This is a genomic window from Alterinioella nitratireducens (assembly GCF_013155465.1).
In the GTDB taxonomy this organism is placed as follows: Bacteria; Pseudomonadota; Alphaproteobacteria; order Rhodobacterales; family Rhodobacteraceae; genus Alterinioella; species Alterinioella nitratireducens.
In genome coordinates this window covers 574775-594682 of the sequence record NZ_JABJVX010000001.1, presented here as the reverse complement: position 1 = coordinate 594682, position 19908 = coordinate 574775, and the positions used below count along the sequence as shown (strand labels likewise).

Below are 19908 nucleotides of genomic sequence, written 5' to 3'. Positions count from 1 at the left end.
GCCATCCGAAGGAGGACAGACATGACCACATCGACCTCGCCCATTGAAAAAGGCGCCGAAAAGGCCAAATCCACCGCCCGCGCCGCGAAATCGCGCGCCAAGGACGCGGTGGCCGAAACACGGGAGGCCGCCCGCGATGCCGCCACCGAGGCCAGGGCCCGCGCCGCTGACGGGGCGGATGCCGCCAAGGACAGCGTTGCCGACGCGATTGACAGCACCGCCGACCGGCTGGACGAGGCCGCGTCGAACATGACCGACGACTCGCCCCAGGCCAACACCACGGCGCGGGTCGCGGGCAGCGTCTCCCATGCCGCGCAATCCCTGCGTGATGCCGATTTCGCCACGCTCGGCGAGGATCTCGGCGACCTTGCCCGCCGTCACCCGATGGCCGTGGCCGGCGCCGCGGCCATTGCGGGCTTCGCGCTTGGGCGGTTCCTGAAATCCTCCTCGCCGCAGCGGCGCGGCACCCGCTCGGATGTGACCCCGCATCACATCCCCGATGCCTCCCACCGGGGGCGTGCATGAGCGGGAACGGCCAAAACGCGTCGGCGATCTCGACCGTCCTTGAGCATCTGCACAGCCTGATCCGCAAGGAAATGGCGCTGATCCGGGCCGAGATCGCCGAGAAGCTGAACCGCGCCGCCGTGGCAGTTGCCGTTCTGACGGTTGCGGTGATCGCGGTTCTGACCGGGCTCAACGTGCTGGCGGGTGCGCTGGTCGCGCTTCTGGTCGAACAGGGGCTGACCGCCGGTTGGGCCGCGCTTGTGGTGGCGGGCGGTTTCGTCCTGGCTGCCGCCATTCTCTGCGCCGTCGGCGTGCGGATGCTGAAATCCATCTCGCTCATGCCGACCGAAACCATTACCGCGCTCAAACGCGATGCGCGCACCCTCAAGGAGAGTTTCCATGATTGATGACGATCCGACTCCATCCGATCTCGAAGCCGAAATCGCCGCCGAACGCAGCGCGCTGGCCGAGAGCCTGAGCGACCTGACCCGGCAATTGTCGCCGGAGAACCTGGTCAACTCCATCGGCGACACCTTGCGCGACCAGAGCGAGGATCTGGCCCATGCGGTCGTCAAGGGCGTGCGCGAAAACCCGGTGGCCCTGGGGCTGATGGGGGCGGGTCTGGCCTGGCTGATGCTTGGCAACAAGGTCACGGGCGACGGTGATCCGCGCCCTGCCTCGCGCCCCGCCGCCGAACCCGGCCGCGTCGAGAAAACCCGCCGCTTCATCTCCGACAGCGCCGCCGAGATGCGCGACACGATCTACGAGGGCACCTCGGAGCTCAGCGACATCGCCCGCGACCGGGTCATCCAGGCCCGCGAAAAGGCGATTGCCGCGCAGGAGAAGATCGAGGCTGCCAGCCACCGCGCGCTGCGGCGTGGGCACAGCTTCTACGAGGAAAACCCCCTGATCGTCGCGGTCGGACTGGCCGCCGCCGGGGCCGCGCTGGCCGCCGCCCTGCCCCGCACCGAAGCTGAAAACCGGGCTTTCGGGGCACGGCGCGATGCTCTGGTCGAAGAAGCCGAGCGAATCTGGTATGATGAGGTCGCCCGCGCCAAGGCCGCGGGCCGGGCCGCCCTGGACGAGATGCGCGTGATGGCCGACGAGGCCGTCGAGGATATCCCTTCGGGCGAGGAGGCCGTGGACCTGGCCGAGGAGAAGCTGCGCGACGCGGGCGAACGCATCAGAAGCCGCGCCGCAGACGCACACGCGAAATGATCGACCGCCCGCGATGGGGCAATCCTGTCGCGGGCCGTTGAAGGAAACGGAGGCCCCATGCAGACCCTCGCTGCCACGATGGTCCTGAGCGCCGCGTTCGCAATTTATGAAACGGATGGTTCTTCCGGCGGACCGATCGAGGTCGGCGGCGAGGAAAGACCCCCCGCGCCGGTGATCCAGCGCGAGGGCTATGTGTCGTTGGACCTGACGGGGGTTCAGCCCGACGCCCTGATCGGCGAACGCGTCTACGATCTTCAGGATATATGGGTCGGCGACGTGCGCACCATCCTCGCGGATCCGTCGAACGGGATCGCCGCGCTGGTGATCGAGGTCGGCGGGTTTCTCGGCATCGGCGAGCGTCCCGTTGCCGTCGCCCTCGATGACCTGACATTCCTGCAAGAGGAGCAGACCGGCAATCTGCGGATCTATCTGCACCTGTCCGATGAGGCGCTGGACGCCCTGCCCGATTACGCCGAGTGACGGACAGAAAAACGCCCCGGACCATAAGGACCGGGGCGCGCATTTCCTGAAACGTCCTGAATATCAGGGCTGTTTGCTGAGCCAGCTATCCACCTCGTCGCGGGCGGCCTCCTTGCTCTTGCCGTATTTCTGCTGGATCAGGCCCTCCAGCTGCTGCCGGTCGCCGGCGGCCTTGTCCAGCTCATCGTCGGTCAGTTCGCCCCATTGCTCCTGGGCCTTGCCCTTCATCTGCTTCCATTGTCCTTGCACTTGATCCCAGTTCATGACTGTTCTCCTCTCTTTTGGATGTATCGTCGTTTCACACCGGACAAACGCCCGCCTCGCGGGGACAGTTCCAGCCCCGCGGAACATTCTTTCAAGCGGCGGAGTTGTGGCTGGGAAGGAGCCTCCATGCCCGCAACGCCCCCTGTCCGGATCGCGATCTGGATCCTGACAATCATCGCCGCCTTCACGGTCCTGAAGCTTGCCGCGCCGCTTTTCGCGCCGATCCTGCTGGCGCTGGTGCTCGGCGTCGTTCTGTCGCCCTTTGCCGGACGCATCGACCGCCTCGGCGCCCCGCCCGCGCTATCCGCCCTGCTGACGTTGCTGGCCGGTCTTTGCGCCGTGGCCCTGCTGATCCTCGCGCTTGAGCCGGTCCTGTCGGGCGTCGTCCGCCGCGCGCCGGTGATCTGGAACGAGCTGCGCGAGATCATCACCTCGGTGCAGGCGGCACTGCGCGGCCTGGACGATGTCGGCGACCAGGTGGCTGACGCGCTGAACGGCCCCGAGGAGGGCGACCCCGCCGCCGCAGTGGCGGGTCGCGGCGATGACACGGAAGGCGAAGGCATGCGAATGCCCCGGATCTCCGAGGCGATCCTCTACGCACCGGGCTATGCCGCGCGGCTGATGATCTTTGTCGGCACGCTCTATTTCTTCCTGCTGTCGCGGCGCGAGGTCTATGACTGGATCAGCACCTCGAACTTCGCGGCGGGCACCGAGGAGATGCTGGAGGCCGAACACGAGGTGTCGCGCTATTTCCTGACCATCACCCTGATCAACGCCAGCTTCGGCGCCTTGCTTGCGGGCGCGCTGTGGCTGCTCGGGATGCCCTATGCGGTGCTTTGGGGCTTCATGTCCTTCCTGGGCAATTTCATCCTCTATCTCGGACCGGCGGCCTTCGCGCTGTCGATGCTTCTGGGCGGGGTCGTGGCCTTCGAGGGCCCGATCAGCTTTGCGCCGGTGGCGATCTATGTCGGGCTGAACCTGATCGAGAGCCAGTTCGTTACCCCCAGCCTGATCGGTCGACAGATGGCGGTCAGCCCGCTTCTGGTGTTCCTGTCGCTGGTCTTCTGGCTGTGGCTGTGGGGGCCTGTGGGCGGTATCATCGCCATTCCGCTGCTGGTCTGGGGCCTTGCGCTCTACAAGCGCAGCGCGCGGTATCAGCGGGCGGTCGAGGCCAGATCTTAAACCAACTCCTCGGGCAGGCCCGGCAGGTTGCGCCCGAAGCGGCGCGCGGGCGCGACCGGGTAGCGCATGACGAACCCCTCCCGGTCGTCGGGGTCGCGTTCCGCGTTGCGGTCGGCCAGCGCGGCCCATGCGGCAATGGCGGTCTCATCGGTGAAATAGGCGTCTTCCGCATCCTCGGGCAGCCAATGCGCAAAGCAGCGGTACCGCAGATGCTGCACAGTGTCGGCCTCGGTCAGGGTCACGCCTGCCTCGGTATCCCATCGCAGGCTGCGCCCGTTCAGGTTGGCCGAGGAGATGATCACGGCGTCATGGTCGAAGATCGCCACCTTCGCATGCAGGTAGACCAGCGGCGCCTCCTCCAGGCTGGCGCGGCCCTTGTGCCCGGCATGTTTGGGCTGGCCCGGTGCCATGACGAAGGCGCGGTCGCCAAACGCCTTCGAGACGATGTGAACGCATTTGGCCTGAAGATATTCGCCATAGCGGGCATCGCCCTCCTTGGCGTTGTCATAGGCCACATCCTCGGGCGCGCCGGGCAGGACCAGCAGCAGGCGCAGGTCGGGGATGTCCCGCGCCGCGCGGGCCAGGGCGCGGGCCACGGGCAGGCTGCGAAAGAACTGCGTTTCCAGGTAGATCAGGCGGCGGGCCTTGCGGGCGCGGGCGATATGGGCGTCCTCCAGCCCCTTTTCGATGGTCTTGGGCGACAGGCGGAAACGCCCGGTATGCCGATGCCGAGTCGAAATCGTGCGCAGCAGGTGGCGCATTTCGGGTGGCTCCTGCCGCGCATTGGCGACAGACAGCAGCGTGTCGAGATGCGCCTGCGCCTCGCGCGCCGCTGGCCCCTCGATCAGCAGTTGCGTGTCATGCCAGGTGTCGCGGCCCGGACGGTCGTGATCGGGCGTGTCATAGCGGCGCTCATTCAGGTCGATGCCGCCGATGAACAGCCGTTCCCGGTCGAACACGGCCAGTTTCTGATGATGCGAGGCCGGGATCAGCGGCGCGACCGGCCAGATCTTCGGGCGCAGATGCGGATGCTCGCCCGCCAGATGCGGTTTCAGCCCCGGCATATGGGCCAATTGATCCTCGGCCTCGCGGGCCTCCAACCCGTTCAGCCGCCTGGCCTCGTCGCGCAGCTTGGCCGCGATCTTGGGCCAGAAGGCCAGGCGCATCCCGAGACCCACCCGCGCCGGGTGCATGGCCGGGATGACCGACAGCAGATCGGGCCGCCCCGAAGCCTCGCCCGCCGCCATCAGGCTGGCCGTCGCGCGCCAGGTCTCGCGGTGCATCGAGGGCCGCACGACGGGGTCGAAATCGGCCAGGATCAGGCGGAAGGACACGCCGCGCGCCAGCGTGTGGCCGATCAGGTCGGCCCAGGTCCGGCCCACCTCACGGCCCCGCCCACGCAGCCTGGTGCGGATGTCGAACACCCGGAACCCCGCGGAAATCTCGGACCGCGCCTCAAGAAACAGCGCCTCCAGCGCCGGGTAGGCCTCGGCCGCGGTCAGGTAGATCTCCGCGGCGTCCCTTGTCTTGCGATCCGCCCCGGCCATGTCAGTGATCCGCCGGGTCGGTCATGAACTCCTCGACCTTGAAGTTCACCACGACATCATAGAGATCGTCCGTCTGCGTGATCTGGACCTCGCCGCCCACCTGCGCGGCGAAGGCGCGGATCAGTTGCGCGCCCAACCCCGTGCTGTCATCCGTTTCGGTCGTCCTCCCGACGCTGTTGCGGCAGGTCAGCCGCGCGATCCCCGGTTCGATCAGGGACAGCGTGGCGCGGATCGTGGGCCGCCCGCCGCCGTCGCTGCCGGCATATTTCAGCGCGTTGGTGGCCAGTTCCGAGGCCAGCAGCGCCAGCGGCACGGCCTGGTCGGGAAACAGGATCACATCGTCGAAATCGCCGCGATAGTCGATATTGCTGCCCGCCTCGGCCCCCGACGAGATCAGTTGGCCGAACAGGTCCGACAACAGCCGACCGGCATTGGACCGGCTCAGGTTCTCGGTCTGGTAGAGGTTGCGATGCACGGTCGAGAGGCCCATGATACGTTCCTGCAACCGCTTCAGCACGGCGATGGTTTCGGGCTGGCTGGCGCGGCGGATCTTCATGTTCATGATCGAGGAGATCAGTTGCAGGTTGTTCTTGACCCGGTGATGCACCTCCTTCAGCAGCACGTTCTTCTCGCGCAGCGCGTCCTCCATCCGGGCCTCGTCATCCAGAAGGGAATAGGCCATGTCGGTGAAGGCCCGGTTCAGATCCTCGAACTCGCTGGATTGTCCGCGCGTGCGCGGGATCGGGTCGAAGCTCCGGCTGCGGGCAAAGGCGTTCATCCGGCCCTGCAAGGCCGCGACATGGCGCACCGCCAGCCGGTCCACCGCGAAATAGGCCACCGCGACACTGGCCAGGAACATCAGCAGCGGAAAAAGCGCCGGGCTGTAATTGATCCCGAACAGGCTGGCATGCGGCTGTTCCGGCGGCCAGGCGGCGAGGCTGTAGATCAGATCCGGGATGACAGGCATCAGGACAAAGGTCCGGTTCTGCCCGAACTGGTCCCGCGCGGCGAAGGTGTCGGCCCCGCCCCCGAACAGCAGCGCAAGCGGCACCTGGTCGGGCATCGAGGCCAGGGCATCGCTGCGCTGGCTGGATTCGGTCAGGATGATGCCCTGCGCGTTGAAGGTGATCAGGCTGGAGGGGCGGCGCGCGGCATCGGCATCGGGCTGATCCATGACCAGCCGCTCGGGCACGGAAATCGAGACATAGCCCACGAAATCGCCGGCCTCATAGATCGGGTGCTGGATGTTCAGGACGCTTTCGGTGCTGACCTGTGGGTTGGCGATGGCCATGGCGCGCGGCTCGATCGTGGCCATCCATCCATCCAGGCGTTCGTCCTGCGACAGGTCCAGCGTGGCCGGAGCCGACGAGCACGAGATCACCCCGCCGGGCGGCAGGAAGCCGATGAAACTGTAGCGCCCCGTCGCCTCCAGGTAATCGCTGAGGTAGCGGCGGCAGCTTTCCGGCTCGTCCCGGATCTCCAGCAGGACGGAACTGAGCGCCTCGGCCGCGCCGAAGGCCCGTTCGATCACCTGGCGTTCGCCGAACGAGGCCCGGTCGGTCAGCGCCTGCAGCGTCAGCTCGGTCCGGATCCGAACCTCCTGTGACAGGTCGCGCGTCTGCAAGATGCCCACCACGCCGATGGGCAGAAGCGCCAGCGCCAGCACGGCGGCCACGCGAAACCGCAGGCCCCGCGAGATCGGGCCCCGCGGCGCAAGCTCGTCCCCGTCCTGCATCAGAAGGCGGTCGCCTTGTTGGCCGTGACCACCGCCATGGTCGCCGAATCGGTCAGTTCCATCGCTTCATCCTCACCCAGATGCATCAACTCGGCCAGACGCTTGCGGCCCCTGTTCGCCCGGCTCTTGATGGTGCCGACGGCGACATGGCACATCTCGGCGGCCTCCTCGTAGGAAAAGCCCGAGGCGCCCACCAGGATCAGCGTCTCGCGCTGTTCATCGGGCAATTGTTCGAACGCGCGGCGGAAATCGGCAAGCTGCAAATGCCCGTCATGGGCCGGTTTCTCGGACATGTTCTCGGAGAAGGCGCCATCGACATCGGCCACCTCGCGCTTGATCTTGCGGCGGCTGGAATAATAGGTGTTGCGCAGGATCGTGAACAGCCAGGCCCGCATATTGGTGCCGGCCTTGTATTTCTCGATATTCGTCCAGGCCTTGACCACGGTGTCCTGCACCATGTCATCGGCGGTCGCGCCATTGCGCGTCAGGCTGAGGGCAAAGGCCCGCAGGGCCGGCAGATGTTCCACCAGCTCATCCCTCGGATCCGCTTTGCTCATTTCCGGCCACCCGACCCTTTCTTGCCGTCCTGTTCCTTCAGTTGCGACAGCAGGTCCTTGAACCGGTCAGGCAGCTCCTCCTGGACCTTCTCCTGAAACACGCGGCGCAGGTTCTCGTCGATCTGCTGCCGCGTGCGCGCGTTTGGTTCCTTGTTTGTCATCAGCTCGACTACTACCATATTATGAGGTCCGGATACATTTTGTTCGGAACCAAACGTGCCATCAAGGGTTCGGTTCCGAAGAAAGTCGCGATTTTGGGGAAAAATACATGACGGCAGAAACGACAGATCAGGATCTCACGACGCAGATCGGGGCCACGCTGCCCTATCTGCGGCGCTATGCGCGGGCGCTGACCGGCGATCAGACCAGCGGCGACACCTATGCCGCCGCCACGCTGGAGGCGATCCTGAGCGACCGAGACATCCTGGATGGCGGCATGGCGGTGAAGCCCGCCCTCTTCAAGGTGCTCCATTCGATCTGGCAAAGCAGCAAGTCGGACGCGGTCGGCCCGCGCGACGGGCTGGAGGGGGCTGCACAGCGGCACATGGCCAAGCTGACCGACAATACCCGCGAGGCGCTGCTGCTGCACACGATCGAGGAATTTCCCTTCACCGACGTTGCCGCGATCATGGGAATCGACCAGGACGAGGCCGAGGAGCTGGTCTCGATCGCGCATCGCGAGATGGCCGACAGCATCGCGGGCCGGGTCCTGATCATCGAGGACGAGCCGGTGATCGCCATGGATATCGAGAACCTGGTCGCCGATCTGGGTCACCGGATCACCGGCATCGCGCGCACCCGCGCTGAGGCGGTCGAGAAGGGTGCCGCCGACAAGCCCGACCTGATCCTGGCCGATATCCGGCTGGCCGACAATTCCTCGGGCATCGACGCGGTCAACGACCTGCTGACCCAGTTCGGCGAATTGCCGGTGATCTTCATCACCGCCTACCCCGAACGCCTGCTGACCGGCGACCGGCCCGAACCGGCCTTCCTGATCTCCAAACCCTATACCGAGGACCAGGTCAGATCGGCCGTCAGCCAGGCGATGTTCTTTTCGACCACCGCAACGCTCAAGGTCTGACACCGGGGGTGCGGCCGCTCGGTCGACCGAGCGCATTTTGCGGCCCATCGACGGGCCGCACCCGCGCCCCGAACCAGAACAGGCGGCCCGCACGGGCCGCCTGTCGTCGTTCAAACCGTGCCGTCCCTGCCGTCAGGGCGCGCGTCCGCGCAAGGCCCGTGCGACCAATGCAACGATGAACAGCACGAGGAAGACAAAGAACAGGATCTGCGCGATCCCGGCGGAAGCAGAGGCGATGCCGCCAAAGCCGAACACACCGGCAATGATGGCGACGACAAAGAAAATAAGAGCCCAATAGAGCATGAGATATCCTTTCAGCGTTTCCTTTCAGGTCCACCTTCCCGGTGGTCGGTCATGCCTGAAAAACGCCCCCGATGCGCAATTGGTTCCCGCCGAAAAGGGCCGCCCGCGACGGGCTCACTCCGCGTCCGGTCTGGGGTTCCTGAAGATCGCCTGGATCGCATCATTGGTGAAGGGTGCGGCGATGTCGGTCTCATGCCGGGCGGTCCGGCCCGAGCGGTCCGCGGGCGCGCCGATCCGGACCAGATGGGCACCGTGATTGTCCACAAGGTCCAAAAGCGCCGCATCCTCGGACTGCGCCGCGCTGCCGTTCAGAAAGACCATGTCCACGCGCAGGCCCGACTGCATCTCGGTCAGCGCCTGCTGCACGTCCGGGACCGCGATCACAGTGACACGCTCCAGCGTCTCACGCAGGATCTGGGACAGATCCTCGCAGACGAACAGATCGGATTCGACGATGATGATTCGGGCAGCCATGCGGACTGATTCCAAACTTCGGACAAAAACCGAGTCTGGAACTTTCCGCGCGCCCGCGCATTAAACCACGACATAGCAAATGTCCGGAGGACCCGCCGTCATGGCGACGAAATGCGCCCATTGCCCCCTCAGACGCAGCAACCTGTTCGTGCCGCATTCCGATGACGACACGAAATTCATGCAGCGCTTCAAGGTGGGCGAGCTGGTGATCGAGCCGGGCACCCCGATGCTGATCGAAGGGTCCAACAGCCCGCAGCTCTTCACCGCGCTGCGCGGCATGGGGCTGCGCTACAAGACGCTGGAGAACGGGCGCCGCCAGGTGCTGAACTTCGTCTTTCCCGGCGATTTCATCGGCTTGCAGGCCGCCGTGATGGGCGAGATGCAGCATTCGGTCGAGGCCACGACGCCGATGACGCTCTGCGTCTTCAACCGGGCCGAATTCTGGCATTTCTTCAAGACCCATCCCGAACGCGCCTTCGACCTGACCTGGCTGGCCGCGGTCGAGGAACATTTCATGGGCGAGACCCTGGCCACGGTCGGACAGCGCGACGCCACCGAGCGGGTGGCCTGGGCGCTGGTCAAGATCATGCAGCGCGGCGAGGCCCTGGGGCTGGTCAAGAACCACACCATGCCGCTGCATTACCGCCAGCAGGATCTGGCCGATGCGCTCGGCCTGTCGCTGGTGCATACCAACAAGACGTTATCCAAGCTGCGCGAGCGGCAACTGGCCAGCTGGCACGACGGCGCGCTTTTCATCAATGATTGCGAGAAGCTGGCGAAGATCGCCAGGATGGACACCGAGGCGCCGCCTCAGCGCCCGCTGATGTAGCGCGGATCAGATCTCGACATAGGTATCGGCCGCCTGCGCCCCGCGCTCGCCCAAGGGACGGTCGCGGCCGATGGTGCTGTCGGGTTCGGTGTGGCGCTCCAGCTCGGCGTTCAACGCGGCCCCCAGTAGCAGCAGGAAGCCCGAGATGAACAGCCACATGAGCAGCGCGATCACCGCCCCGATGGAGCCATAGACCTCGTTGTAATTGCCGAAATTCGTCAGGTAGATCGAGAAGGCGACCGAGGCCCCGGCCCACAGGAACACCGCCAGAACCGCCCCCGGCGTGATCCAGGGCAGGCGTGCGGCACGGCGGTTGGGACCGTAACGGTAGATCAGCCCGGCGCCCAGGAAAAGGATCCCCACCGCCACCAGCCAGCGCCCGACCTCGACCGCGACGGTGGCCAGCGCCCCAAGCGGCACCAGCGCCATGATCGCGGGCACCAGCAACACGGCGCTGATCGCGACAAGCGCCACGAGGATCAGCGCCACGGTCAGGCCGAAGGCGGTCAGGTAATGCGCCAGCCCGCCCCGGTTGCGTTCCTCGTAGACCGCGTTCATCCCCTGCATCAGCGCCGCAACGCCCGCGCGCGCGGACCAGAGCGCCAGGAAGATCGAGAGCAGCGTGGTCCAGCCCAGGGTGCTTTCATCGGCGGCGGCCAGCGCCGTGATCTGGCCGCTGATGATGTCGAACACATCCGCGGGCAACAAGACGCTGTAGCGCTCCATCACCGGCAAGATCGCCTGCGGATCGCCGACGATCCCCCACAGCGCGATAATCGCGGCGATGGCAGGAAAAAGCGCCAGGATGCCGAAAAAGGCGATCCCGGCGGCAATCAGGCTCAACCGCTTTTCCCCGATGGCGTCGAGGACACGTTTGCCGATCGACCACCAGACCTTGGGGGAGCGGTTGGGAACCGGGACCATGGCTCAGGCCCGGCCGGTTTCCGCGCGCGGTCCGGCGATAAGCCAGATAATGAAGCCCAGGATGGGCAGCACCAGGATCAGAAGCGACCACAGGACCTTCTTCCCGGTGCTGACCGAAGACCCGAGAATCGAGATGATGGCCCAGATGTCGAGGCCGAGAACGATCAATCCGCCTAGTCCTGCGATTTCCATGTCGGGTCTCCTTCGGGTTCGGACCGGGCAGACTGCCCGGCCCTCGTGTCAGATGGGTGTCGGGCGTCATTCCGCCCCGTTTGTGGCTGGATAACGCGCACCGGACCTTGCCGGTTCCCATGAAACGACCGGATGGCGCGGGATCAGCGGCCCGTTCTCCACGCCGCGCGGAGGATCGTTTCCACCTCGGACGCGCTCGCGGCGCGCGGATTGGTGGCCGCGGCACTGTCCTGCAACGCTTTCTGGGCGAGGCGGGATGCGCCATCTTCCGGCACGCCGATCTCGGCCAGGGTCTTCGGAATGCCGATCCGGTCCAGAACGGCGCAAACCCATCCGTGAAACGCGTCGAAGGAGGTATCGTCCAGCCCCACCGCCTGCGCCATGGGCACGATCCGGCCCTCCAGCGCGGGCGCGTTGAAGCGCAGCACGGCGGGCAGCAGCACCGCATTGGTCAGCCCGTGCTGCGTGTCATGCTCGGCCCCCACCATGTGCGAGATCGCATGGACCAGCCCGAGCCCCTTCATGAACGCCACCCCCGCCAGGCAGGAGCCCGCCAGCATCGCGCCGCGCGCCTCCAGATTTTGCGGCTGCTCCACCGCCACGGGCAACCAGCGCGCGATGAGGCGCAGCGCCTCAAGCGCCAGACCGTCGCAAAGCGGGTGGAAACCGGGAACCGAGTAAGCCTCGATCGCATGAACCAGCGCATCCGCCCCGGTCCAGGCGGTCAGGTGCGGTGGCAGGCCAAGCGTGATCTCGGGATCGAGCAGCGCCAGGGACGGTTTCAGATCGGGGTGCCAGACGCACCATTTCATCGCCTTTCCCGCGTCGGTGATCATCGCCGTGCTCTCGGTCTCGGCCCCGGTTCCGGCGGTGGTCGGAATGGTGATGAGCGGCGGAAATCCCGCCACATCCGGGCTGCCCTGCTCGAACTCGAACGCCCAGAGATCGAGATCGTTCGCCGCCGTCAGGGCAATCGCCTTGCCGCCATCCATGCCGCTGCCGCCGCCAATGGCGATGATGCCGTCATGGCCGCCCTCGCGGTATTGCGCCCGTCCCGCCGCGATCTCGGTGTCGCGCGGGTTGGGAGAGATCCCGGAAAAGAGCGCCGACTCCAGCCCGCCCGCCGCCAGGTAGCCGCGCAGATCGTCCAGGAACGACAGCGAGGCCGAGCCGCGATCGGTCACGATCAGGGGCCGGATCATGCCCGCACGGCGGCAATGGTCGGCCATTTCGCGCAGGCGTCCGGGGCCATAGGCGATGGGGACAGGAAAGCTCCAGTCCTGGGGGGCGAGATGATTCAAGGCATGTCTCCGAGGTTTCGCGGTCAGTCCGGCAAAGCACGATCTATGATGGAAGCCAAGTCGCATCCCCTGGGCAACGTCCCGAACGCGCCGCGATACTTGTCCCCGAGGCGCGCGGCACAGAAGGCTTCGGCCACCGGCGTGGGCGCGTGTTGTATCAGGAGCGCCCCTTGCAGGGTCAACGCGATGCGTTCCGTCACGGACCGCATCCGCGCTTCGATCCCGTCCCGGTCGCCCAGATCCTGCGTCAGATCATCCACCGCGCGGTCAAAGGCCGGGTGCCCCCCGCGCGCGGCCTCCAACTCCCCCAGAACCGCCGGGACCGCCTCGGCCTCGCGCCCCATCGCGCGCAGCACATCCAGCCCCATGATGTTGCCCGACCCTTCCCAGATCGAGTTGACCGGCGCCTCGCGGTAGAGGCGCGGCATGATGCTCTCCTCGATATATCCCGGCCCGCCATGACATTCGAGCGCCTCCACGACGAGGCTGGGACAGCGCTTGCAATTCCAGTATTTCGCCACCGCCGTTCCGATGCGCGCCAGCGCCGCCTCGCTCGGGTCGTCAGGTGCGTCCATCGCACGCGCCACGCGCAGCCCAAGCGCCAGCGCCCCCTCGACCTCCAGCGCCATATCGGCCAGCACATTCTGCATCAGCGGCTGCCGGATCAGCCGTTTCTGAAAGGCCGAGCGGTGCGCGCAATGGTGTAGCGCCTGCACCAGAGCCTGCCGCATGATGCCCGCAGACGACATGGCGCAATAGATGCGGTTGCCGGTCACCATGTCGATGATGGTGCGGATGCCGCGCCCGTCCTCGCCCACCATTTCGCCCCAGGTGTCCTGAAACTCCATCTCACCGGAGGCGTTCGACCGATTGCCGAGCTTGTCCTTCAGCCGTTGCAGGTAGAGCGCGTTGCGCGTCCCGTCGGGCCGCCAGCGCGGCACCAGGAAGCAGGAGAGGCCGGCTTGCGTCCGCGCCAGCACCAGGAAGGCGTCGCACATCGGCGCGGAGCAGAAGAACTTGTGCCCCGTCAGCAGGTAGCCACCCTTGACGGGCCGGGCCTGCGTTTCATTCGCCCGCACATCCGAGCCGCCCTGTTTCTCGGTCATGAACATGCCGATGAGCGCGCCGGTCTTTTCCCCCGCCGGGATATCGCGCCGGTCATAGTCGCGCGACAGGATGCGCGGCATCCAGGTCTCGGCGAGCGCAGGCGTCATGCGCAGCGACGGCACGGCGGAATAGGTCATCGCCATGGGGCACATCACGCCGCCCTCGGGCTGGCTGAACATGTAGGTCAGCGCCGCCTGCCCCAGATGACCCGCCCGCCCTTCATGTTCCCAGGCGAAATTGGGCAAGCCGTGGGCCACCGACAGCGCCATGAGGTCGTGATAGGCGGGGTGAAACTCCACCGCATTGAGGCGCATTCCGTAGCGGTCGAAGGCACGCAGCTCAGGCGGGTGGCGGTTGGCCTGGTTGGCCTTTTCGAACACCGCATCGCGCCCCGCAGCCTTGCCCGCCGCGGCCAGCGCGTCGTGGTGAATGTCGCCGCCCTGCGCGGTCACGAAGGTCCGCAAGGCGCGGTCGCCACCCCAAAGATCCTGGTCGCCCATATGGGGCGGCATGTTGGTGACCTCATGGGTCGGCAGATCGGCAATGGGCGCGCGGGGTTGCATGGCGTGGTCCTCCCACGGACAAGGCTAGGACGGCTGCCCTCGGCGGCGCAATTCCTAATTCCGTGATCCGCGATTTCGGCGGCCCCGTCAGGCCCTCGCCGCCGCCTGCGCCAGATCGAGCCAAATCCGCCCCTGCCGGACACCGCCCCGGATCAGGTGGCCTTTTTGGGTAATCTCGGGGAAGTCCTCGGCCCAATCGCGATAGCGGTCATTGGTGACGATCCGCGCGCCCATGTCGCGCGCGGCGCGCAGGATATAGGGGTCGGCGGGCGTGCCCTTGGGCACCACCATCACACGGTCGGAGGGCAGCTTCAGCGCCCGACCCAAATCGCCGTCATGGCGGTAGTGGCCCGACAGCAGGTAGCCCGCATTGGCGTCGAACACGACACCGGGGGTGTAGCCCGCCGCCTCCAGGTCGCGCAGCACGGATGCAACAATCTCCAGCCGCGGCGTCCCGTCCTTCCAATGCATGACGTTGGAGCCATCGAGAATGATCAGGTTTTCCGCCTTCGGCCTGCGCCAGAAGAAACGCAGCAGAAGAACGAGCGCCGCAATGGCGGCGGGCGGCCCGATCAGCAGAAGGTCGGACCATCCCGGCGCGAAGAGGCCGATGACGGTGACAGCACTGGCGAGGGTGAGAATGAAGACGGGCACGGACATGGCGCAAACTCGTATCGGAAAACCACTGATGGGTTATCCGTGCCAGCCGAACGCGGCGAAATTTTGGCCCTCAGAGGAAAAGCGCGATCAGGAGGTATCCGGCCATGCCGTAGAGCGCGATGAGGCTCACGCTCATGAAGCCCCCGCGCAGACCCGCCTGACCGCTGAGAAACCCGTAACTGTGACCGAGCCGCCCGATGGCAAAGCCGATCATCCAGATCTGCGCGGCCAGGGGCGCGGGCGAGGACAGCACCATCGCGCCCGCCAGAACCGCGAAGATCACGCTGTTCTCGGTCGCGTTGCGATGCGCGTTCTGACGCCGTTGCAGCTCGGCATGCCCCTCGGGCGCTATATCGCCGGGGGTTCTGCCGCTCTCGGCCCATTCCTCGGGCGTGGCCTGCATCCCGTAGCGCAGCCGCGCAAGCTCGGTCGAGGTCATCAGCCAGGTGTGATTGGCCAGAAGCAGAAGGGCGGCCAGGATCAGCGCCGCAAGCACGGGCGTCGTTGGCAGACCGACCGCGAGGGGCCGGATGCCGGTAAGGCCCAGATTGACCAGCGTCGCAATCGCCATCAGCGCGAAGGGATAGCCAAGGATGATCGCCGTGAAGCGCCGTGTCCTGATCGCGTCCGTCTTCATCTGCCGCCCTGCCCGTTCCCCCGTGAGAGGGGGGATCAAGCGCAGGATGCGTCGCCTCGGTCAAGGGCCTGCCGGTGACCCGGGGTCAGGCATCGCCGTAAAGTTCACGCGCGCGCGCCTCGAACGCCCGCACGATCCGGGTCATGGCATCTTGAAAGAACAGCCCCGCCGCGCCCTGCAACAAGCGGCTCTTGAATTCGAAATCGACGTCGAAGCGCACCTCGCAGCCGCGCTCGACATCCTCGAATTCCCAGTTCGAGCGCATGTGCTTGAACGGCCCGTCGATATATTCGGTCTCGATCCGGCAGCGGGCGGGAAGGAATGTCACCCGGCTGCCGAAGCGTTCGCGGAACATCCGGAAGCCGATCACCAGGTCGGCCAGCATCACTTGCCCCTCCTCCGTCGGCGTCACGGATCGCACCCGTGCGGCCAGCGTCCAGGGGATGAATTCGGGGTAACGCGCGACATCGCCGACCAGATCGTACATCTGCGCGGCGGAATAGGGCATCACCCTGGTTTCGGCATGGCTCGGCATCGGGTTTCGGGCTTTCCTCTTGCGTCATCCCCATGTCATAAACCGTGCGGGGACTTCAAGCGACCAGCACGGGATCACGGGATGACGCAGAAACCTTACGTCGTGGACAAGATGATCTCGGCCAAGCGCATCGCCGCGCGGATCGAGGAGTTGTCGCGCGAGATCGAGACCGCCTTCAAGGGCACCGAGAAACTGATCGTCGTAGGCCTTCTGCGCGGCTCTTTCGTCTTCATCGCCGACCTCGTGCGCGAGCTGCACCTGCCGGTCGAGGTGGATTTCCTCGAGGCCTCCTCCTACGGCGATAGCATGACGTCGAGCCGCGAGGTGCGCATCCTGAAGGATCTGCGCGGCGAGATCCATGGCCGCGACGTGCTGGTGGTCGAGGATATCGTCGATACCGGCCACACCCTGAACCATGTGCTGCACCTGCTTGAAAGCCGCCAGCCCGCCCGGCTCAAGACCATCGCGCTCTTGGATAAACCCACCCGGCGCGAGGTCGATGTCAAGGCAAGCTGGACCGGCTTCGAGATCCCCGATGAATTCGTTGTGGGCTATGGCATCGACTATGCCCAGATGAACCGCTCGCTGCCCTATATCGGCAAGGTGCGGTTCGTCGAGGAGTGAGGCCCCGGCTGCGCGCCCGCGCAGGGCGCAACCTGCGATTTCGCACAAGACCTGTGCAGATCACCATCGCGTGAGGCGCGCTGGAAGGATTGATTTACGCAAGGACAACCCGAATGCTGGACCTCACGCCAGCCAAAGGTGCAGGCCCACAAACAGGGAGATTTCCAGATGAAGAAGCTGATTGTGATACTCGCTGCCGGGGCGACGCTCGCCCTGCCTGTCGCGACCGCGGTCTATTCCGCAGCCCATAGCAACCCGTTCTCCGCCCATATCGCCGCCCGACAGGGACAGATGAACATCCAGTCCTTCAATATCGGTGTCTTGGGCGGCATGGCGCGGGGCAATACCGAATACGATGCCGATGCCGCGCAGACCGCCGCCGACAACCTGGCCGCACTTGCGATGATGGATGGCCGCGCCCTTTGGCCCGAAGGCTCGGACAATGCAGCGCTTGGCGACGCCACCCGTGCCCTGCCCGCGATCTGGGAAGACATGGGCGCGTTCGGCGCGGAGTGGCAGGCTTATGGTGAAGCGGTCAGCGGGATGCAGGAGGCCGCGGGTGGCGGGCTCGAAGCGCTGCAGGCCGCGATGGGGCCGCTTGGGTCGTCCTGCGGCAGCTGCCATGAGGATTTCCGCCAGTCCAACAACTGAGCCGGATAACGTGAGACTGTGACAGCAACGGCGCGGGGGGCCAGCCTTCCGCGCCGGTTTTGCCATTACCGCCAAGGGGGCCGATATGCGCAATTTCCTCCGCTTCATCCTGGGGCTGATCCTTCTGGGCGGTGTCATCGGCTGGATTGTCACCGCGCCCGATCCGCTTTCCGCCGCCGATGTGCCCGCGCGCGACGGGGATGCGGAAAACGGCGAGCAGGTGTTCTTTGCCGCCGGCTGCGCGTCGTGCCATTCCGCGCCCGAGGCCGAGGGCGAGGATCGGCTGGTCCTTGCGGGCGGGCGCAGCTTTCCTTCCGATTTCGGCACCTTCTTCGCCCCCAATATCAGCCCCGACCCCGAACAGGGCATCGGCGACTGGTCGGAACGCGACTTCCTGAACGCGGTGATGCGCGGCGTGTCGCCCCAAGGCCAGCATTACTACCCGGCCTTTCCCTATGGCACCTATGGCCGGGCGGAGGTGGAAGACATTCAGGATCTCTGGGCCTTCATGGCCACCCTGCCCACTGATGCCACGCCGTCGCGCGCGCATGACGTGGGCTTTCCGTTCTCGGTCCGGCGCAGCCTCGGCGGCTGGAAGATGCTCTTTTCGCAAGACGATTGGGTCGTCACCGGTGAGCTTGCGCCGGAGCTTGAGCGCGGCCGCTACCTGGTCGAGGCGCTTGGCCATTGCGGCGAATGCCACACGCCGCGCAATCCGCTTGGCGGGCTGCAACGCGACGCCTGGCTGACCGGCGCGCCCCACCCCTCGGGCGACGGGCGCATCCCCGACATCACGCCCGCCGAGCTGACCTGGTCGGCCTCGGATATCGCCAATTACCTCAATGACGGCTTCACGCCGAATTTCGACAGCGCGGGCGGCGAGATGGTCGAGGTGATCGCCAATATGAGCCAACTGCCCGCGTCGGATCGCGCCGCCATCGCCGCCTATCTGCGCGCCCTGCCTTAGAAAACGCCGCGTTCATTCCCGCAGGCGCACTCCAACCTCTTGATGACGCCATGTCCGAAACATGCACTATGCGGCAAACCCCGGACAATTTGACTAAAATTTTCCTTCTTTGTTCTGAAAATATCCCGGGGAGCGCGAGGGGCAGCGCCCCTCGCTCCCCAAATCGCCGATCAGAGCTGCCGTGAGCGTTCCAGCGCGGCGGCGCGATCCTCGGACGACAGCTGCGCCTCGATCGCATCGCAGGTTTCCGTGTAATGCGCGGGGACATCGCTGCCCGCCATGGCGATGCCCCGGATGCAGAACGCCATCGCCTCTACGGGGCGGTGCCGGGTCGAGCCGGGGATATGCAGCAGGTTGGCCAGGCTGATCGCGGCCTCGGAATCCCCCATCGCGAAGCCCTGCCGCAAGAGCGCCTCGGCGCGCTCCGGATCGGCGGGGCCACCGCGCCCGTCGGCCCACATATTGCCCAACTCGTTCGCCGCCCAGTCATGGTCGCGCTCCAGCGCGATCTCAAGCATGTGTCGGGCAAAGACGTGATCCTCGGGCAAGAGGTCGCCATCGCGCGACATGGTGCCGAGCACATAGGCGGCATCGGCCGATCCCATGTCGAAGCCGCTCCAGTAATAATCCAGCGCGCGCTCCTGATCGGCGGGCACACCGCGCCCGCCTTCGTAGATCCAGCCAAGCGCATAGGCGGCATCGCCGTTGCCCGCGTCCATCGCCCGCTCGTAATAGCGGATCGCGCGGGGCACGTCGGCGGGCACGCCCTCATCCCCGCCGAAATGGATGTCGGCCAGGGAATAGAGCGCCTCGGGGTCGCCCAGATCGCCCGCGCGTTCATAGAACCGCATCGCGGCGGGCAGGTCGGCGGGGCCGCCCCACCCCCGTTGCAGAAGGTAGCCCAACTCGTCCATCGCGCCCGCATTGCCGCCATCGGCGGCGATGCGGTAATAGGCGCGGGCGCGTTCGTGATCCTGCGTCACGCCATCGCCCCGGCCATAGAGCGCGCCGATATTGCGCGCCGCATCCATGTTGCCAAGCGCCATGGCCTGCCGGTAGAGATCCAGCGCGCGGGTGTAGTCCGGAGCGCCGCCCGCCCCGGCCTCGTACCAGACGCCGAGGCTGTTGATCGCGCCGACATTGCCAAGCGCCATTGCCTGTTCAAGCAGCGCGCGGGCGCGGGCCGGATCGGCGGGATAACCCTGAAACTCCTCGGTCAGCATGGTGCCCAGATTGGCCATGGCGCGGGCCTCGCCCAGGGCGATGGCCGCCTCGAAATAGGCAACGGCGCGCGGCACGTCCTGCTCCACCCCCTCGCCGTTCTTGTAGAGCACGCCAAGCATGTTCTGCGCCCGCGCCACGCCCTGGTTGGACAGCGCGCGGGCGTATTCCAGGGCGGTCCCGTATTGGCCCGAATTATAGGCCTCGACCGCGTCGTCGATGCTCTGCGCGCTGACCGGGGTCACCAGCAGGGCCAGGGCGAAGGTCAGGCAGCTAAAATGTTTCATGGCAAGCCTCTTTGTCTGAATCGCTGAATCGAAAAAACCGCGCCAATCCTAGCGCGGTTTTCGGT

The 19908-nt window shown here is 66.1% G+C and carries 25 protein-coding genes; 10 read left to right on the top strand and 15 right to left on the bottom strand.

The window, feature by feature from the left end; genetic code table 11:
* Nucleotides 1–21 precede the first annotated feature (21 nt).
* The 4 genes from HNS34_RS03030 to HNS34_RS03015 are packed head-to-tail and all read left to right on the top strand — an operon-like array spanning nt 22 to nt 2202.
* A complete protein-coding gene (locus HNS34_RS03030; protein WP_172317792.1) occupies nt 22–525 on the top strand; it encodes a hypothetical protein in 504 nt (167 codons plus the stop codon).
* The gene (locus HNS34_RS03025; RefSeq protein WP_214647395.1) at nt 522–911 is read left to right on the top strand and encodes a phage holin family protein; all 390 of its coding nucleotides are present in this window, start codon (nt 522–524) and stop codon (nt 909–911) included. The genes HNS34_RS03030 and HNS34_RS03025 overlap by 4 nt, the downstream gene beginning before the upstream one ends.
* Nucleotides 904–1722, top strand: coding sequence for a DUF3618 domain-containing protein (locus tag HNS34_RS03020; RefSeq protein ID WP_172317790.1), 819 nt, complete (start codon nt 904–906; stop codon nt 1720–1722). Before HNS34_RS03025 ends, HNS34_RS03020 begins: the two co-directional genes overlap by 8 nt.
* A 57-nt stretch (nt 1723–1779) precedes the next feature.
* A complete protein-coding gene (locus HNS34_RS03015) occupies nt 1780–2202 on the top strand; it encodes a PRC-barrel domain-containing protein (protein ID WP_172317788.1) in 423 nt (140 codons plus the stop codon).
* A gap of 63 nt (nt 2203–2265) precedes the next feature.
* On the opposite strand, the gene HNS34_RS03010 is transcribed toward HNS34_RS03015, so the two are convergent.
* Complete coding sequence (locus HNS34_RS03010; RefSeq protein WP_172317786.1) at nt 2266–2466, bottom strand: CsbD family protein; 201 nt, start codon at nt 2464–2466, stop codon at nt 2266–2268.
* A 126-nt stretch (nt 2467–2592) separates the two neighbouring features.
* Here HNS34_RS03010 and HNS34_RS03005 point away from each other — a divergent pair, with 126 nt between their 5' ends.
* Nucleotides 2593–3648, top strand: a complete 1056-nt coding sequence (locus tag HNS34_RS03005) for an AI-2E family transporter (RefSeq protein ID WP_172317784.1) — start codon at nt 2593–2595, stop codon at nt 3646–3648.
* On the opposite strand, the gene HNS34_RS03000 is transcribed toward HNS34_RS03005, so the two are convergent.
* The 4 genes from HNS34_RS03000 to HNS34_RS02985 are packed head-to-tail and all read right to left on the bottom strand — an operon-like array spanning nt 3645 to nt 7648.
* Nucleotides 3645–5195, bottom strand: coding sequence for a phospholipase D-like domain-containing protein (locus HNS34_RS03000; protein ID WP_172317782.1), 1551 nt, complete (start codon nt 5193–5195; stop codon nt 3645–3647). The genes HNS34_RS03005 and HNS34_RS03000 overlap by 4 nt on opposite strands.
* Before the next feature lies 1 nt (nt 5196).
* On the bottom strand, nt 5197–6930 hold the full coding sequence (locus HNS34_RS02995; protein WP_172317780.1) for a sensor histidine kinase: 1734 nt from the start codon (nt 6928–6930) through the stop codon (nt 5197–5199).
* Nucleotides 6930–7487 (bottom strand): RNA polymerase sigma factor, encoded by a 558-nt coding sequence (locus tag HNS34_RS02990; protein ID WP_172317778.1) that lies wholly within the window; start codon nt 7485–7487, stop codon nt 6930–6932. The genes HNS34_RS02995 and HNS34_RS02990 overlap by 1 nt, the downstream gene beginning before the upstream one ends.
* Nucleotides 7484–7648 (bottom strand): NepR family anti-sigma factor, encoded by a 165-nt coding sequence (locus HNS34_RS02985; RefSeq protein WP_172317776.1) that lies wholly within the window; start codon nt 7646–7648, stop codon nt 7484–7486. Before HNS34_RS02985 ends, HNS34_RS02990 begins: the two co-directional genes overlap by 4 nt.
* 107 nt (nt 7649–7755) lie before the next feature.
* On the opposite strand from HNS34_RS02985, the gene HNS34_RS02980 reads away from it, so the two are divergent.
* Nucleotides 7756–8568 (top strand): response regulator, encoded by an 813-nt coding sequence (locus tag HNS34_RS02980; RefSeq protein ID WP_172317774.1) that lies wholly within the window; start codon nt 7756–7758, stop codon nt 8566–8568.
* A gap of 132 nt (nt 8569–8700) precedes the next feature.
* Here the strand turns inward: HNS34_RS02980 and HNS34_RS02975 are convergent, their stop codons facing one another.
* Together HNS34_RS02975 and HNS34_RS02970 are read right to left on the bottom strand one after the other, a co-directional pair.
* Nucleotides 8701–8871, bottom strand: a complete 171-nt coding sequence (locus tag HNS34_RS02975; RefSeq protein ID WP_172317772.1) for a DUF1328 domain-containing protein — start codon at nt 8869–8871, stop codon at nt 8701–8703.
* Nucleotides 8872–8985: 114 nt separating this feature from the next.
* The gene (locus tag HNS34_RS02970; RefSeq protein WP_172317770.1) at nt 8986–9345 is read right to left on the bottom strand and encodes a hypothetical protein; all 360 of its coding nucleotides are present in this window, start codon (nt 9343–9345) and stop codon (nt 8986–8988) included.
* Nucleotides 9346–9445: 100 nt separating this feature from the next.
* Between HNS34_RS02970 and HNS34_RS02965 the strand changes: the two genes are divergently transcribed.
* Complete coding sequence (locus HNS34_RS02965) at nt 9446–10174, top strand: Crp/Fnr family transcriptional regulator (protein ID WP_172317768.1); 729 nt, start codon at nt 9446–9448, stop codon at nt 10172–10174.
* A 6-nt stretch (nt 10175–10180) separates the two neighbouring features.
* Here the strand turns inward: HNS34_RS02965 and HNS34_RS02960 are convergent, their stop codons facing one another.
* From HNS34_RS02960 to HNS34_RS02930, 7 genes are all read right to left on the bottom strand, one after another.
* Nucleotides 10181–11098 (bottom strand): YihY/virulence factor BrkB family protein, encoded by a 918-nt coding sequence (locus HNS34_RS02960; RefSeq protein WP_172317766.1) that lies wholly within the window; start codon nt 11096–11098, stop codon nt 10181–10183.
* 3 nt (nt 11099–11101) lie between these two features.
* Nucleotides 11102–11290: a PLD nuclease N-terminal domain-containing protein gene (locus HNS34_RS02955; RefSeq protein ID WP_172317764.1), complete on the bottom strand. Its 189-nt coding sequence runs from the start codon at nt 11288–11290 to the stop codon at nt 11102–11104.
* A 143-nt stretch (nt 11291–11433) separates the two neighbouring features.
* Nucleotides 11434–12591 carry an iron-containing alcohol dehydrogenase gene (locus tag HNS34_RS02950; RefSeq protein WP_235952593.1) on the bottom strand — a complete coding sequence of 386 codons (1158 nt, stop codon included), beginning with the start codon at nt 12589–12591 and terminating at the stop codon, nt 11434–11436.
* Between the two features lie 23 nt (nt 12592–12614).
* On the bottom strand, nt 12615–14261 hold the full coding sequence (locus tag HNS34_RS02945; RefSeq protein ID WP_172317760.1) for an acyl-CoA dehydrogenase family protein: 1647 nt from the start codon (nt 14259–14261) through the stop codon (nt 12615–12617).
* Between the two features lie 87 nt (nt 14262–14348).
* Nucleotides 14349–14921 (bottom strand): NYN domain-containing protein, encoded by a 573-nt coding sequence (locus HNS34_RS02940; RefSeq protein ID WP_172317758.1) that lies wholly within the window; start codon nt 14919–14921, stop codon nt 14349–14351.
* A 70-nt stretch (nt 14922–14991) separates the two neighbouring features.
* On the bottom strand, nt 14992–15558 hold the full coding sequence (locus HNS34_RS02935) for an MAPEG family protein (RefSeq protein ID WP_172317756.1): 567 nt from the start codon (nt 15556–15558) through the stop codon (nt 14992–14994).
* 85 nt (nt 15559–15643) lie between these two features.
* Complete coding sequence (locus HNS34_RS02930; RefSeq protein ID WP_172317754.1) at nt 15644–16093, bottom strand: type II toxin-antitoxin system RatA family toxin; 450 nt, start codon at nt 16091–16093, stop codon at nt 15644–15646.
* 81 nt (nt 16094–16174) lie between these two features.
* On the opposite strand from HNS34_RS02930, the gene hpt reads away from it, so the two are divergent.
* The 3 genes from hpt to HNS34_RS02915 all read left to right on the top strand — a co-directional run bounded on the left by hpt (nt 16175) and on the right by HNS34_RS02915 (nt 18335).
* The gene (gene hpt / locus HNS34_RS02925; protein WP_172317752.1) at nt 16175–16717 is read left to right on the top strand and encodes a hypoxanthine phosphoribosyltransferase; all 543 of its coding nucleotides are present in this window, start codon (nt 16175–16177) and stop codon (nt 16715–16717) included.
* A gap of 168 nt (nt 16718–16885) precedes the next feature.
* Complete coding sequence (locus tag HNS34_RS02920) at nt 16886–17368, top strand: c-type cytochrome (RefSeq protein WP_172317751.1); 483 nt, start codon at nt 16886–16888, stop codon at nt 17366–17368.
* A gap of 85 nt (nt 17369–17453) precedes the next feature.
* On the top strand, nt 17454–18335 hold the full coding sequence (locus HNS34_RS02915; protein WP_172317749.1) for a c-type cytochrome: 882 nt from the start codon (nt 17454–17456) through the stop codon (nt 18333–18335).
* A gap of 170 nt (nt 18336–18505) precedes the next feature.
* On the opposite strand, the gene HNS34_RS02910 is transcribed toward HNS34_RS02915, so the two are convergent.
* Nucleotides 18506–19843, bottom strand: a complete 1338-nt coding sequence (locus HNS34_RS02910; RefSeq protein WP_172317747.1) for an SEL1-like repeat protein — start codon at nt 19841–19843, stop codon at nt 18506–18508.
* Nucleotides 19844–19908: the final 65 nt, after the last annotated feature.

Excerpts from the sequence above, each read along its gene's own strand:
- HNS34_RS03030 (WP_172317792.1), top strand. The coding sequence starts at position 22 with ATGACCACATCGACCTCGCCCATTGAAAAAGGCGCCGAAAAGGCCAAA.
- HNS34_RS03025 (WP_214647395.1), top strand. The coding sequence starts at position 522 with ATGAGCGGGAACGGCCAAAACGCGTCGGCGATCTCGACCGTCCTTGAG.
- HNS34_RS03020 (WP_172317790.1), top strand. The coding sequence starts at position 904 with ATGATTGATGACGATCCGACTCCATCCGATCTCGAAGCCGAAATCGCC.
- HNS34_RS03015 (WP_172317788.1), top strand. The coding sequence starts at position 1,780 with ATGCAGACCCTCGCTGCCACGATGGTCCTGAGCGCCGCGTTCGCAATT.
- HNS34_RS03010 (WP_172317786.1), bottom strand. The coding sequence starts at position 2,466 with ATGAACTGGGATCAAGTGCAAGGACAATGGAAGCAGATGAAGGGCAAG.
- HNS34_RS03005 (WP_172317784.1), top strand. The coding sequence starts at position 2,593 with ATGCCCGCAACGCCCCCTGTCCGGATCGCGATCTGGATCCTGACAATC.
- HNS34_RS03000 (WP_172317782.1), bottom strand. The coding sequence starts at position 5,195 with ATGGCCGGGGCGGATCGCAAGACAAGGGACGCCGCGGAGATCTACCTG.
- HNS34_RS02995 (WP_172317780.1), bottom strand. The coding sequence starts at position 6,930 with ATGCAGGACGGGGACGAGCTTGCGCCGCGGGGCCCGATCTCGCGGGGC.
- HNS34_RS02990 (WP_172317778.1), bottom strand. The coding sequence starts at position 7,487 with ATGAGCAAAGCGGATCCGAGGGATGAGCTGGTGGAACATCTGCCGGCC.
- HNS34_RS02985 (WP_172317776.1), bottom strand. The coding sequence starts at position 7,648 with ATGACAAACAAGGAACCAAACGCGCGCACGCGGCAGCAGATCGACGAG.
- HNS34_RS02980 (WP_172317774.1), top strand. The coding sequence starts at position 7,756 with ATGACGGCAGAAACGACAGATCAGGATCTCACGACGCAGATCGGGGCC.
- HNS34_RS02975 (WP_172317772.1), bottom strand. The coding sequence starts at position 8,871 with ATGCTCTATTGGGCTCTTATTTTCTTTGTCGTCGCCATCATTGCCGGT.
- HNS34_RS02970 (WP_172317770.1), bottom strand. The coding sequence starts at position 9,345 with ATGGCTGCCCGAATCATCATCGTCGAATCCGATCTGTTCGTCTGCGAG.
- HNS34_RS02965 (WP_172317768.1), top strand. The coding sequence starts at position 9,446 with ATGGCGACGAAATGCGCCCATTGCCCCCTCAGACGCAGCAACCTGTTC.
- HNS34_RS02960 (WP_172317766.1), bottom strand. The coding sequence starts at position 11,098 with ATGGTCCCGGTTCCCAACCGCTCCCCCAAGGTCTGGTGGTCGATCGGC.
- HNS34_RS02955 (WP_172317764.1), bottom strand. The coding sequence starts at position 11,290 with ATGGAAATCGCAGGACTAGGCGGATTGATCGTTCTCGGCCTCGACATC.
- HNS34_RS02945 (WP_172317760.1), bottom strand. The coding sequence starts at position 14,261 with ATGCAACCCCGCGCGCCCATTGCCGATCTGCCGACCCATGAGGTCACC.
- HNS34_RS02940 (WP_172317758.1), bottom strand. The coding sequence starts at position 14,921 with ATGTCCGTGCCCGTCTTCATTCTCACCCTCGCCAGTGCTGTCACCGTC.
- HNS34_RS02935 (WP_172317756.1), bottom strand. The coding sequence starts at position 15,558 with ATGAAGACGGACGCGATCAGGACACGGCGCTTCACGGCGATCATCCTT.
- HNS34_RS02930 (WP_172317754.1), bottom strand. The coding sequence starts at position 16,093 with ATGCCGAGCCATGCCGAAACCAGGGTGATGCCCTATTCCGCCGCGCAG.
- hpt (WP_172317752.1), top strand. The coding sequence starts at position 16,175 with ATGACGCAGAAACCTTACGTCGTGGACAAGATGATCTCGGCCAAGCGC.
- HNS34_RS02920 (WP_172317751.1), top strand. The coding sequence starts at position 16,886 with ATGAAGAAGCTGATTGTGATACTCGCTGCCGGGGCGACGCTCGCCCTG.
- HNS34_RS02915 (WP_172317749.1), top strand. The coding sequence starts at position 17,454 with ATGCGCAATTTCCTCCGCTTCATCCTGGGGCTGATCCTTCTGGGCGGT.
- HNS34_RS02910 (WP_172317747.1), bottom strand. The coding sequence starts at position 19,843 with ATGAAACATTTTAGCTGCCTGACCTTCGCCCTGGCCCTGCTGGTGACC.